Annotated in this window: 11 protein-coding genes; 9 read left to right on the top strand and 2 right to left on the bottom strand. The window is 43.5% G+C overall.

The annotated features are described in order from the left end of the window. Positions 1-13 precede the first annotated feature (13 nt). On the bottom strand, positions 14-964 hold the full coding sequence (locus JMX63_RS07680; RefSeq protein ID WP_201571874.1) for a capsular polysaccharide export protein, LipB/KpsS family: 951 nt from the start codon (positions 962-964) through the stop codon (positions 14-16). 145 nt (positions 965-1,109) lie between these two features. Between JMX63_RS07680 and galE the strand changes: the two genes are divergently transcribed. The 4 genes from galE (at position 1,110) to JMX63_RS07660 (ending at position 6,231) form a co-directional block, all read left to right on the top strand. Continuing rightward, on the top strand, positions 1,110-2,171 hold the full coding sequence (gene galE, locus JMX63_RS07675) for a UDP-glucose 4-epimerase GalE (RefSeq protein WP_201571872.1): 1,062 nt from the start codon (positions 1,110-1,112) through the stop codon (positions 2,169-2,171). Between the two features lie 69 nt (positions 2,172-2,240). Beyond that, positions 2,241-3,125, top strand: coding sequence for a UTP--glucose-1-phosphate uridylyltransferase (locus JMX63_RS07670; protein ID WP_201571870.1), 885 nt, complete (start codon positions 2,241-2,243; stop codon positions 3,123-3,125). A gap of 3 nt (positions 3,126-3,128) precedes the next feature. Next, entirely contained in the window at positions 3,129-4,808 is a 1,680-nt protein-coding gene (gene pgi, locus JMX63_RS07665; RefSeq protein WP_201571869.1) for a glucose-6-phosphate isomerase, read from the top strand. 64 nt (positions 4,809-4,872) lie between these two features. Then, complete coding sequence (locus tag JMX63_RS07660) at positions 4,873-6,231, top strand: UDP-glucose/GDP-mannose dehydrogenase family protein (protein ID WP_201571917.1); 1,359 nt, start codon at positions 4,873-4,875, stop codon at positions 6,229-6,231. Positions 6,232-6,333: 102 nt separating this feature from the next. On the opposite strand, the gene JMX63_RS07655 is transcribed toward JMX63_RS07660, so the two are convergent. Further along, a complete protein-coding gene (locus JMX63_RS07655) occupies positions 6,334-7,821 on the bottom strand; it encodes a phosphohexomutase domain-containing protein (RefSeq protein ID WP_201571868.1) in 1,488 nt (495 codons plus the stop codon). A gap of 138 nt (positions 7,822-7,959) precedes the next feature. Here JMX63_RS07655 and mazG point away from each other — a divergent pair, with 138 nt between their 5' ends. The 5 genes from mazG (at position 7,960) to panB (ending at position 13,005) form a co-directional block, all read left to right on the top strand. Beyond that, positions 7,960-8,826: a nucleoside triphosphate pyrophosphohydrolase gene (gene mazG / locus JMX63_RS07650; protein WP_201571867.1), complete on the top strand. Its 867-nt coding sequence runs from the start codon at positions 7,960-7,962 to the stop codon at positions 8,824-8,826. After that, positions 8,810-9,184: a ComEA family DNA-binding protein gene (locus JMX63_RS07645; RefSeq protein ID WP_201571866.1), complete on the top strand. Its 375-nt coding sequence runs from the start codon at positions 8,810-8,812 to the stop codon at positions 9,182-9,184. Before mazG ends, JMX63_RS07645 begins: the two co-directional genes overlap by 17 nt. Before the next feature lie 166 nt (positions 9,185-9,350). Next, a complete protein-coding gene (pcnB, locus tag JMX63_RS07640) occupies positions 9,351-11,570 on the top strand; it encodes a polynucleotide adenylyltransferase PcnB (protein WP_201571865.1) in 2,220 nt (739 codons plus the stop codon). Between the two features lies 1 nt (position 11,571). Continuing rightward, complete coding sequence (gene folK, locus JMX63_RS07635; RefSeq protein WP_201571864.1) at positions 11,572-12,093, top strand: 2-amino-4-hydroxy-6-hydroxymethyldihydropteridine diphosphokinase; 522 nt, start codon at positions 11,572-11,574, stop codon at positions 12,091-12,093. Between the two features lie 111 nt (positions 12,094-12,204). After that, complete coding sequence (panB, locus tag JMX63_RS07630) at positions 12,205-13,005, top strand: 3-methyl-2-oxobutanoate hydroxymethyltransferase (RefSeq protein WP_201571863.1); 801 nt, start codon at positions 12,205-12,207, stop codon at positions 13,003-13,005. The last annotated feature ends 18 nt before the right edge of the window (positions 13,006-13,023 follow it).

The following is a 13,023-nucleotide window of genomic DNA, read 5'->3' as shown; positions in this document are numbered from 1 at the left end:
AATTTTTGGTATTTCAGAGTAGAGTATATTGCTTCAAGATATAAAATAACTGTCTAGGGTTTAGTTTAGTGCTTTTATAAAAAGACTGCCCCAACACCGTAACCTCTTTTCCTCTTAACATAGCCTCAAATCCACCTAACGACGTAATCGTATAGACATGATCGATAGTTTCCAGTGCATCGACCAAATGAATAGATTGAGTAAGGATAAGGCAATCTAGCTCAATGAGTGTACTGACAATGTCAGGGTTGTCTAACGTCATTGGGTGTGGTTTGACGATTATCTGAGCGTCAGGATTTTCTTTGATTGCCTTCTTCACTACATCAAGTAAAGTAATACCCTCACCGCTACCGTATTTCAGTGAGTCATCATGTGGTACTTGACCTAATACCAGAATACGTTCTTTATCCTTAGTACCATATATTGGTGCGACATCGACATAAGGTTGATGATTATATTTGCTCACTCTATGCGATACATAATAATCAAGCATCTCTTGTGCTAGCACCTCATCATAGTTATCCTGCTCAAAGTCAAAATTTGCAATGAGGTCTGTCAGATCGTTTGGTCGCGTTGTGTCAAAATATGGCGCTTGGCTATCCATTACAATAGATAATGGTGGCACGCTACTATCATCATCAGGACCTGAACGGATAAAACCATCTTCTAGGAAAAAAATGTCTATACCTTGGGCGCGGACATACTCAATAAAGTATTGAGGCGCTTTATATCCCCAAATATAGATGACAGGGTTTACCTTTTGGATAAAAGGTTTGAGCCAAAGATTAAAATATTGCTTATCAAAGTGTCGTTGTATTTGTACATGTGCCGACTCAAACACCCATTCGTTGACGATATCTTTCCATGGCAGCATACCAACCACTAGCGCCAAACGCTGGTTAGGGTAGCGATAGTGTTTATAGTAACCTGACAATAGTGGCTTAAAGTAGTTGTTGAATTTCATGACGTAGTCGACGGCTTGGATTGGTAGCGGAAAATTGGATATATATTATTAATATATTTACGTTGGCAATGTATTATAGTTCCCAGTATAGTTGCATTTATGAGCAAAGACGAATAACTAATTCATAAAGTAACGGATCGATGTTATGAAAAATAAAATATTAGTTACTGGCGGTGCTGGATATATCGGTTCCCATACTTGTATAGCACTACACGAAGCAGGCTATGATATTGTTGTATACGATAACTTATCTAATAGTAGCCGTGAAGCGATTAACCGTGTCTCTACTCTTATTGGACAGACAATTGAGTTTATCGAAGGGGATATACGAGATCCTGAGTTACTGAGAGAAGTTTTTGCTTCGCACGAATTCTTTGGCGTGATTCACTTTGCTGGGTTAAAAGCAGTTGGGGAATCAGTAGCAAAGCCATTGCTGTATTACAATAACAATGTCAGCGGTACCATAACCTTGTTAGAAATTATGGAAGAGTATGATGTAAAAAACTTCGTTTTTTCATCATCTGCCACTGTCTATGGTGACCCTGAATCTTTACCTATCGATGAGAGCTCGAAGCGTTCTTGTACCAATCCTTATGGACAAAGTAAGCTAGCTGTTGAATACATATTAGAAGACCTAGCTGTGTCTGATGACAGTTGGAACCTGATTGCTCTTAGGTATTTTAATCCAGTAGGCGCGCATATATCCGGACAGATTGGCGAAGACCCCAATGATATTCCTAATAACTTGATGCCTTATATTTCTCAAGTGGCCGTCGGCAAACTTGATAAGCTTAGTATCTTCGGTAATGATTACCCTACTGTCGACGGAACAGGTGTCCGTGACTTTATTCATGTTACTGATTTGGCTCAAGGTCATGTGGCTGCATTGAATTATCTAGATAAACAAACCAGACCAAGTGAAGATGGTACGACACAACAATACTCAATAGGCTTTTTACCTATTAACTTAGGAACTGGTAAAGGTACTTCTGTATTGGAATTGGTATCTGCATTTTCTGATGTATCTGGTCAGAGCATTCCTTATCAGTTTGTAGAACGTCGTGCAGGGGATATCGCCAGTTGCTATGCCAGTGCCGATAAAGCGAAAACCCTGTTAGGGTGGCAAGCTGAATTATCGATTGCTGATATGTGTCGAGATACATGGCGTTGGCAGAGCATGAACCCGAATGGATACAATGTATCTTGATACTTGTTAAGCTATCATCGTTTATCTACTACCTTATTCTCACTTAACTTTTGAAACAGTCTTATTTATATGAAAAAAATCATTCACGCCGTTATTCCTGTCGCAGGCTTTGGTACACGTATGCTGCCATTGTCAAAATCTGTGCCAAAAGAGTTGTTGCCGCTTGGCAATCGCCCTGCGATCCATTACGTGGTTGAAGAGGCGATTGCAGCAGGTATTAAGCATATTGTCTTGGTCGGTCATGCGCAAAAGAGCGCGATTGAAAATTATTTTGATATCAATGCGGAGTTGGACAATCAATTGCGTCATAAAGGCAAAGATGAGCTGGCTGATAGCTTAAATTGGTTGCCAGAAGACGTAACAGTATCGATGATACGTCAAGGTAAAGCGTTAGGTTTGGGACATGCAGTACTGGCAGCGCGACCAATCATTGGTGAGCATGACTTTGCCGTATTGTTACCTGATGTCGTGCTTGATCCATTTACCACTAACATGTCTGCTGATAATTTGGCCTTTATGTTAGATGCCTTTGCTACAGATGGTCATTCACAGATATTGGTTGATCAAGTAGCGGATGAAGACGTACATAAGTATGGTATCGCTCAACTAGATGAAAAACTCAGCAATACTAATGAGATTGATGAAGAAATAAATATTAATGCTAGCTTTAAAGTGGCTGGTTTTGTAGAAAAGCCCAATTTAGCTGATGCTCCTTCAAATCTGGCTGTGGTAGGGCGCTATGTATTTAGTAACCATATCTTTGATTACTTAGCCAATACTAAAGCTTCAGTTGGCGGTGAGATTCAGCTGACAGATGCGATTGACGCGCTCATCAGTGAATATGGTGTCCATGTCACGACCATGCACGGTGATAGCTACGACGCAGGCGATATGCGCTCGTATATGCAGGCATTTATCTACTTTGCCGAGCAGCAATTAGCAGATGATGAATAGCTGATGAATAAGATAAAGGGCGATAAGGCCTATAGCAGTGCTCGACATTCTAAATACTGGCAGCAACTACAAACGCTTGCAAAACATCCGTGGTCGCTTACACAGTTATTTGCGCAAGATGATAAGCGTGCCAAGCATTTTAGTGTACAGGCTGGTACGCTGTATATGGACTTTAGTAAGCAGCGTATCGATCAGACAGTATTGTCTAACTTACTGAGTTTGGCCGATAGTTGTGAGCTAGATGCTCGTATTGATTCATTACTACAAGGGGCGATGGTAAATACCAGCGAGCAGCGTGCTGCGTTGCATACGGCGCTACGTTTGCCAGAGACAGCGACATTACAAGTCGATGGACAAAATATCGTCGCTGATGTACATCATAGTTTGTCACAAGTAGCACGCCTATCTGACCGCGTCCGCAATGGTACATGGCGCGGGTTTTCGGGCAAGGCAATTACAGATGTTGTCAATATTGGGGTTGGTGGCTCTGATCTTGGCCCACTCATGGCGACTACAGCGCTCGACGAATGGGCAGATACCAGTATTGAAGTGCATTTTGTCTCCAATATGGACGGTACGCAGCTTGATAATCTACTCAAGCATTTAAATCCTGAGACCACACTATTTATTATCTCGTCCAAATCCTTTGGTACGGTTGACACTTTATCGAATGCTAAGACGGCATTATCTTGGCTACTTACGACGGCAAAACTCCGTGCAGGTACAGAAGATAGTGTATTGCGTCGACACTTTATCGGCATCTCAGCCAATAGGGAAAAAATGAGTGCTTGGGGAATTCATCCTGAGCATCAGTTGCAGCTTTGGGAATGGGTCGGCGGTCGCTTTTCTTTATGGTCGGCGATAGGCCTTGCCATTGCTATTCGTATTGGTATGAGTGGCTTTAAGGCATTATTAAGTGGTGCTCATAGTATGGATGAGCATTTTTCACAGGCTGACTTTGCTGATAATTTACCAGTATTGCTAGGCTTACTTGCTGTTTGGAACAGTACTTTTTTACAAGTAAATGCGCACACTGTATTGCCTTATGATGGCAGGCTAGGCTATTTACCAAGTTATCTTACCCAGCTAGAGATGGAGAGTAATGGTAAGTCCGTTACTCGAAATGGGGATCATATTGACTATGATACGTGTCCAATTCTATGGGGTGAAATTGGCTCAAATGCGCAGCATGCATTTTATCAGCTGCTACACCAAGGCACGCAGCAGGTTTCCTGTGATTTTATCGCTTGCGTGCGACGCTACGGTGATGAGGCGCGAAACTCCTCATTGCAACAACAGCACGAATTATCTTTAGCCAACTGTCTAGCGCAAAGTCGAGTATTGGCATTTGGCAATGCTGCTGTAACAGATCTGGTCGATCCAAAGACAGTATCTCATGCGGATAAATATAAGTACTACCATGGGAATCAACCGTCAACCACATTATTGATTGATGAGCTGACGCCGCATAGCTTAGGAGCATTGATAGCGCTCTACGAGCATAAGGTCTATGTCATGGCCAGCATTTGGGATATCAATCCGTTTGATCAATGGGGCGTCGAGATGGGCAAGCAAATGGCAGACTCCGTACACCATTCTATGCAGCACGTGCAGAAAGATTCTCAAGGTCTATTCGATACGTCTACTGACCAATTACTACAGCGTATCAAACAGCTGTCCTAGCGATAATGGTGTGTCAATAATATAGGAAAGCACGCTCATGGAAACGGCTTTAGATGGTAGCCATATGAATAAATATAACAATAAATCTGAACCAAACCAATTAACTGACTCTACAGTTTGTGTGCTTATTGGTCACAGTATAGAGGCGATTACCAGTGCAGTAGTGCTGGCAAGTCTCGGTCAGTGTGTGCATCTTTACGCAGACAAGGCGCTACTGACGCAGCAGATACAACAGTATGGTTTTGAGCATCATCTGCAAGCGCTGTGGCAAATGTATGAGCAGCAGCAGGTTATTACTAGTAAGGAATTACCAGTTAGTGCCGATATGCTAATAAAAGGCTATGAAGCAGTAGGCCATGACAAAACTGATGCTCAAAATACGGTGACGCTTTATTGGTTATTTTTAGATAGTATTAAGCCGTCGTGGATGGAAGAGAGTTGGATTACCGCTTTTAATCAAAGCCATCAGCAGGCGTTACCTATAATTATGAGCGGCATTGAGCAATTAGGCCATGTAGCCGATTTGGCTCAGCGTTTACAGCGTGCTTGGGTCTACTATGTGCCATTTGTATTCTTACAAGATGGCGATGCGTATAGCTCGATGTTGAATCCTTCGTTATGGCTACTGGGTGAAAAGACAGCGAGTAGCAGCCAGTACTTGAATGTATTGAAGCCCTTGATGCAGCACGCACGCGCTACTCATCATGCTGATATCGCAACGATAGAGTTTGCTCGCAGTAGTATCATGGCGATGCTAGCGACTAGAGTGAGCTTTATGAATGAGATGTCACGTTTGGCTGATAGTCAAAATGTTGATATCAGTCAAGTCAGTCGCATTATGGGATTGGATGAGCGGGTAGGCAGCAGTTATTTAAAAGCAGGGTGGGGCTTCGGTGGTAATACTTTGCCTACCGAGCTGGCTAAATTGCAACAATCAAGCCGTACACACAGTTTGGATATGCCTCTATTGCAATCTATCGTGCATATCAATGAAGATCAAAAAGAGCTGATATTCCGTAAATTTTGGCAATATTTTGATGGGTTCATTGATAATAAAACAGTCATGATTTGGGGCGGTAGTTATAAATCAGGTTCAGGACGTACCGCTGGTTCAGCTATCCATCCATTGTTAGCATTACTGTGGTCTTATAATATTCGCACACTGGTTTATAGCGATAAGGCACAGCATGAGCTTGCCGAGCTTTATCAACAACAGTCATTGCTTGAGCTGATTACTAGTCCCTATCAACAGCTTTGCGATACCCATGCTATTTTTATTATTAGTTGGTCACCGCGAGATCAATTAGATATTGCCAAAATCAATCAGCAAGCCATGCCAGTATTTGATGCGCAAAATGCCCTGACACGCTCGCAAATTAATAGCTTAGTAGGTGACTATATGGGTATTGGTCGAACTAAATAGTTTGGTTTAAGGTTTTCTGTGTATAGAAAAAAGGCTCGCTAATACTCATCAGCGCGCCTTTTTCGACTGACAATCAGAATGATTTTTACTGAGTTAATGACTTTATGCTGGTACGGCACCTTGCGTTGCTAGCCATTGCTGAATTTCTTGAATTTTAGCAGCCAGTAACGGCTGCTCACCGCGACTTTCGATATTCAATCTGATAAGCGGTTCGGTATTCGATGCACGTAGATTGAAGCGCCAGTCACCAAAATTCAGACTTAAACCATCGAGTGTTGATTTAATTGGTTGCTCGTTGCTGAATTTAGCTTCAATTGCGCTAATAATTGTTGGTGCGTCATAGGTTGTGAGACGAAAGTTTAATTCGCCTGAGCTAGGATAGGCAGCAATATAGCCTGTGACCAATTCGGATAGTGTTTTACCAGTGATAGACAACAGCTCAATGGTCAATAACCATGGAATCATGCCACTATCGCAATAGAAGAAGTCGCGGAAATAGTGATGTGCAGACATTTCACCGCCATATACAGCACCTGAGTCCCGCATGACTTGCTTGATAAATGAGTGTCCAGATTTACTAATGACAGCCTTACCATTATGTTCTTCTATCACTGCTTCGGTGTTATAAATTACTCGTGGATCATAGACAATTGACTCACTTGGGTATTTATTTAAAAAAGCTTGAGCGAGCATACCGACGATGTAGCTACCATCGATAAACTCACCTTGTTCATCAAATAGGAAGCAGCGATCAAAGTCACCATCAAAAGCAATACCAAGATGAGCATTATTTTCCAAAACGGCTTGCTGGGTAGCCACTCTATTGGCTTCTATCATTGGATTAGGGATGCCGTTAGGAAAGCTACCATCTGGTGTATGATGCAATTTAATCACTTCAATCGGTGCATCTGCTTGTGCTAATTTATCAACTAATAAATCCACCACAGGACCTGCACTACCATTGCCTGAATTAACGACCAGTTTAAGTGGTTTTAGTTTATCAGTATCGATAAAAGTCATGACATGATCGATATACGCGCTTTTATCCGTCAATAACTGTAATTTACCTGTTTGGTTATTCGTAGTGAATTGCCCAGATTCTGCCAGTGCTTGAATCTCTGCCAAACCATCATCGGCACTGATTGGTTTTGAATGTTCTTTAACCAGTTTTAGGCCATTATAATTGATAGGATTGTGACTGGCAGTCACTTCGATACCACCTAACGCTTGATAATGACTGGTGGCAAAATATACTTCTTCAGTACCACTCATGCCCAAATCAATAACATCAACGCCTGCATCAACGATGCCTTTGATAGCGGCTTGTTTTAATTGCTCACTAGAGTGGCGAATATCACTACCGATAACGATAGCAGGTTTTAGAGTTGCTACATCATCGGCTTGGGTTTGAGCCGCTGCCTGATAACGCTGATACAAAATCTGTGCAAACGCGCGCCCGATACGGTAGGCGATCTCTTCATCGAGATTGACCCCAAGCTCACCCCGAATATCATAGGCCTTAAATGAGCTGATAGTAATAGGGTCGAATTTTGCGGCTGGTTGATAGCTGGTAGTCGCAGAAGTGGACATAATGATAAAGTTCCTCTCGCATGGGCAGTGGTAAAATGAAGTCGTCAGTAGCACAATTATAAGCCAAGCTGTGTTCAATGATACACTAACTATTAGACGAATCAGCAAACAACACATAAAACGATAAGAGCCATCCTTATGAGTATTTCAGACAATAAAATTACCGTGCCCAAGCCCGTGCAAGGAACTCCAGACGCTACTGGCCAGCTTGATGATTTGTTAGCGTTGATGGCACGACTAAGGACAGACTGTCCGTGGGACAAAAAGCAAACCAATCATAGTCTTATTCCGTATGCCATTGAAGAGGCTTACGAGCTAGGCGAAGCGGTACAAAGCGACGATGATGAGGACATCAAAGGTGAGCTTGGCGATGTGCTGCTGCAAGTGGTGTTTCATTGTCAGATGTATGCGGAGCAAGGGCGCTTTGATATGAGTGATGTCATTACGACCTTACAAGAAAAACTGGTTCGCCGTCATCCACATGTATTTGAAGCCGAAACCCTTGAAGATGATGCGGCAGTAAAAGTACGATGGGATGAGATTAAGCTCGAGGAGCAGCAGGCACGCGAAGCACGTGGTAAATCAAAACGACGCTTGGACCAAGTCAAAGCGGGTAGTGCCTTGATGCAGGCGCAGGATGTACAAAAGCAAGCGTCAAAGTTGGGTTTTGATTGGGAAGGTATTGCAGGGGCAGTGGATAAGCTAGATGAAGAGATTGCCGAGCTAAAACATGAGCTGACAGATAAGTCTACAGCTGAGGTCAAAGCTAACATCAGAGAGGTTGAAAAAGAATTAGGCGACTGTATGTTTGCACTGGTCAATGTCGCACGCAAATTAAATTTGGATGCAGAGACAGCAACCTTAACCTGCGTGCACAAGTTTAAATCTCGCTTTGGTTATATTGAAGAGCAGTTAGAACTCGCTGGCAAGCAGTTAGAGGACAGTGACTTAACTGAAATGGATGCACTGTGGGAAGCGGCGAAACAACATGAACGCTCATCGTAAATTTTCATTTGCCAGCTTACTGACGACCACCGCTTTTAGTCTCGTATTGTCTGTGGTCGCACTCAGTAATGCGAATGCAGATCCTTGTTTTGACAACCCTCAGCGTGCTTATGAGTATTTAATCGCGAAAGAAAAAGCTGTTACACAAGCGCGTGAGCAGAAAATTATAAATATCAATCGAGCCAATGAAAGCGAGTTAGTTTCGTTAGATGGTATCGGCAGCAGTAAAGCGCAGGCGATAATTTTATATCGTGATATGTTTGGCGATTTTAAGACAGTGGACGAGTTAGCAAAAGTGAAAGGTATCGGCGCAAAAACAGTCGAGAAAAACCAAAGACGTTTAAGCGTGCGCGATTAATGACGGTGTTTTGCATTAATTAACCCCAATATTGACAAAATAGCATGTAAGTAAATGTCATAACACCCCCAGTAGGTCCAAAATTTGTTAAACTAGCGGGTACATCCGCCTGATAAACGCTGTGTTATTCAGGGGTAGTTAAAGAATACCGGCGAGGAGTAGATGCATGGCCGAGCGTGCCGCCAAGCAGTTAGAACTGAACAAATCTGAATTACCCAATTCCATTACTGAAGTGATTGCCACATTGACCCGTGCTGGGTTTGATGCGTATATCGTCGGTGGTGGGGTGCGCGATACTTTATTAGGTCTGCGCCCGAAAGACTTTGATGCCGTCACTGATGCCAAGCCGCATGAGATTAAAGATGTCTTTGGTAAGCGCTGCCGCATTATCGGTCGCCGCTTCCAGTTAGCGCATGTATATTCAGGTCGCGAGTTGATTGAAGTTGCTACTTTCCGTGGTCCACCAACCAGTGATGCTAATACCAATCAAGACGGTATGATTCTACGCGACAATGTTTGGGGCGATATCCAACAAGATTTCTCCCGTCGCGACTTCTCTATTAATGCGCTTTATTATCAACCGCTCAAAGGCATCGTTCATGATTTCTGCGGCGCGCTTGATGATATTGATAACAGAATCATTCGTCTATTGGGCAATGCGCCAGTACGTATCGAAGAAGACCCTGTGCGCTTGCTCCGTGCCTTACGTTTCAAAGCCAAGTTGGGTTTTGAGTTTGATGAAGCGTTGTCTGCTCAATTTAATGATGGGAACTGGGCGCTGCTTGAGCAAATATCACCGCATCGTCTCTATGATGAAACGCAAAAGATGTTTACCGGTGGCTATCTAGTACCCCTATTGCCATTATTGTTTGAATCGGGTGCGATTGATAGTCTCATTATCTATCCACCGTCTGAGCCAAGTGCTTTAGTCAATCAGGTAGCTATCAATACCGATAAGCGTATTGCAGCGGGCAAGAGTATCAACCCTGCTTTCTTCTATGCTGCCTTACTGTGGGAAAACTATCTGCATCAATTGGCAAAAGCTAAGAAACGCAATATGCCATTTGCCGAAGCGCAAATGCATGCTGCTGGTAAAGTCATCGACCGTCAGCGTATCAAAACCGCTATTCCGAAATTTGCTGAGCAGTTTATCCGTGATATCTGGATATTGCAGCCGAAACTTGCAGCCCCACGTAGCAAACAAATCGTTCAGCTATCTGAGCATCCGCGTTTCCGTGCTGGCTTTGACTTTTTGTTATTACGTGAGCAATGTGGCGATGCAGAGCATCCGCTATCAGAGTCAACCAACGATATGGGTGACTGGTGGCAGACGTATCAAACCTTGTCTGAACAAGAGCAACAGCAGGCGATTGATGAATTTGACGAAAATATTCGCCGAGGTGCTTATAAAAAAGGGCAACGTGGTCGCGGACGTAATCGTCAAGAATCAAAAACACAGACTACTGATAATGCAGCACCCAATCAGAACAGTACAAAGCAAAACAAAGCCGATGACCGTGCTGAAAAAGGTAGAAATGATCAAACAATGGTAAATGATTCGTCAAATATTCCAGCCCGTCGCCGCCGCGCTGCCAGTCAATCTAAAGCTGGTCGCAATGACAGCGGAAGACATAACGTGCAGCAAGTAGAGCAAGACAATAACGAGCTTGCTCAGCTACAGCAGTTGTCTCTTGCCAATAACAAACAATCAGCAAGTCAACAGGCAAAGCCTAAGCCATTATTTGTTATAGAGCACGAGAACGTTGTGCCGCCATTACAGAAGCAACTGTCAGCTGATGATACATCGAAGCGTAGTAAAACACCTGTGCGAAAGTCACCATCAACCGATCAAGATGCACCACAGCAAGCGGTTAAGTCTGAACGCTTAAATAATGTTCAGCCGTCTAATACTGACCAGCCAGAAGCTCAGGCATCAGCTAGACCAACTCGCTCGATCGCAAGATCACCTGCGCTAGTCAGTATGAATAATGAGCCGATCCCACACAAGCGTCGCCGTCGTCAACCTACTGTAGATAGTACGAGCAATATCGAAATACAAGGCAATAGCGATGCGAAGGGCAGTAATGGCAAAGCACAGCCAGCAGCGAAGTATGCGAAAAAAGCGCCTAAACCTGCAATGGAATCAACTGCTAAAAGCGATACTAAAAATGTAAAGGTAGCAGCTAGCAAGGCAGTAGATAGCAAAGACGCTACAAAAACTGCTGCACCTGCGAGAGCCAAGAAATCGGTGAAAGCAACTACTGCAAAGGCTGCTAAAGCGAAGCAAGATACGAATGATCAGATGCCTGCTGTGAAAGTAACTGATAACAAAGGCCCTGTACCATCGAAGCGCCGCCGCCGTCAGCCTAGTACTGAAAGCGTATAATATGGATAACAGTACAGATAATAGTAACTGGGTTACCTGTTATGTAGGCTTGGGTAGCAACCTCGCTAATGAGCTGGGTTCGCCTACCGATCATTTACAGCAGGCGCTTGCAATGATGCGAGTACATGAGCAGGTACGTGAGGTAAGTGTCTCTTCTTTTTACACTTCAGCACCGATGGGGCCACAAGATCAGCCAGATTTTGTCAATGCAGTGGCTGGTTTTGAGACAACGTTTACTCCTTATGAGCTGCTTGCTTTTTGTCAGCAGTTAGAGAGCATGGCTAAGCGAGCACGTTTACGCCGTTGGGGCGAACGTAGTCTGGACGTTGATATTTTGCTATACGGTGAGACGCAGATTATTGATCTAACACTGACGATACCGCACGCTGGCTTAAGTGAGCGCAATTTTGTCTTAATACCACTGCGAGAATTAGCACCAAACTTAACCATCGCAGGTAAGTTGATAAGTGACTATGCACAAAGTCGCGATTGGACAGGTTTAACATTACTATCAAGCGATTGATTATAAGTAAATGATGCTAAGTGATGGGAGATTGGTTTAAGACATCTCGATCACAGCTAGAATAGTAGCAGTATTGATAATCAAAGGCATTGCAGATTAATTGAGGGTCATATGACGACATTATCTACGTTAAATAAGTTTAAAAAAGACGGTACTAAGTTCACTTGCTTGACCTGCTATGACTCGATGTTTGCACGAATGATGGAAAAAGCCGAAATTGATACGATTTTAATTGGGGATAGCTTGGGCATGGTTGTACAAGGCCATGACTCAACATTACCTGTAACAGTCAATGATATGGCTTATCACACTGCCAATATTGCCCGTAGCAACAAACACGCGCTGATATTGGCTGACCTACCGTTTATGAGTTATGTGACACTGCCAGAAGCCGTCGCTAATAGCCGCACATTAATGCAAGCAGGGGCGCATGTCATAAAAATCGAAGGTGGTAGAGAGCTGTGTGAATTGGTAACGACCTTGGCACAAGCAGGCACACCAACTTGTGTACATCTTGGTTTGACCCCGCAGTCTGTGAACGTATTTGGTGGCTATAAAATTCAAGGCCGCGGTGATGAGGCGGCTAATAAACTGCTTGCCGATGCCAAAGCAGTCGTCGATGCTGGTGCTGCATTACTAGTACTAGAATGTGTTCCAGCCGCGCTTGCAAAAGCCGTTACTGAAGCTGTTGCCGTGCCAGTTATTGGTATTGGTGCTGGAGCCGATACTGATGGTCAGGTATTGGTTATGCATGACATGCTAGGTATGGCGCATGGTCGAGTGCCACGTTTCGTCTATGACTTTTTAACCGATGAGCGCAATAGCGCACACAGTATCGAAGGTGCTTTTGCGCTCTATCAGCAGTCAGTACGTGAAGGCAGCTTCCCTACTGAGCAGCACCAATTTAGCTGATTTTGAAGTTATTAAAGT

Origin of the sequence: Psychrobacter nivimaris (genome assembly GCF_904846365.1) — a bacterium.
Lineage (GTDB): Bacteria > Pseudomonadota > Gammaproteobacteria > Pseudomonadales > Moraxellaceae > Psychrobacter > Psychrobacter nivimaris_B.
This window is presented reverse-complemented; position numbering and strand designations above follow the sequence as displayed.

What these genes read in the sequence shown, in the direction of transcription:
- folK (WP_201571864.1), top strand. Translation starts at nt 11,572, where the DNA reads ATGGATAACAGTACAGATAATAGTAACTGGGTTACCTGTTATGTAGGC.
- JMX63_RS07660 (WP_201571917.1), top strand. Translation starts at nt 4,873, where the DNA reads ATGAATAAATATAACAATAAATCTGAACCAAACCAATTAACTGACTCT.
- JMX63_RS07655 (WP_201571868.1), bottom strand. Translation starts at nt 7,821, where the DNA reads ATGTCCACTTCTGCGACTACCAGCTATCAACCAGCCGCAAAATTCGAC.
- JMX63_RS07680 (WP_201571874.1), bottom strand. Translation starts at nt 964, where the DNA reads ATGAAATTCAACAACTACTTTAAGCCACTATTGTCAGGTTACTATAAA.
- pgi (WP_201571869.1), top strand. Translation starts at nt 3,129, where the DNA reads ATGAATAAGATAAAGGGCGATAAGGCCTATAGCAGTGCTCGACATTCT.
- JMX63_RS07645 (WP_201571866.1), top strand. Translation starts at nt 8,810, where the DNA reads ATGAACGCTCATCGTAAATTTTCATTTGCCAGCTTACTGACGACCACC.
- JMX63_RS07670 (WP_201571870.1), top strand. Translation starts at nt 2,241, where the DNA reads ATGAAAAAAATCATTCACGCCGTTATTCCTGTCGCAGGCTTTGGTACA.
- panB (WP_201571863.1), top strand. Translation starts at nt 12,205, where the DNA reads ATGACGACATTATCTACGTTAAATAAGTTTAAAAAAGACGGTACTAAG.
- galE (WP_201571872.1), top strand. Translation starts at nt 1,110, where the DNA reads ATGAAAAATAAAATATTAGTTACTGGCGGTGCTGGATATATCGGTTCC.
- mazG (WP_201571867.1), top strand. Translation starts at nt 7,960, where the DNA reads ATGAGTATTTCAGACAATAAAATTACCGTGCCCAAGCCCGTGCAAGGA.
- pcnB (WP_201571865.1), top strand. Translation starts at nt 9,351, where the DNA reads ATGGCCGAGCGTGCCGCCAAGCAGTTAGAACTGAACAAATCTGAATTA.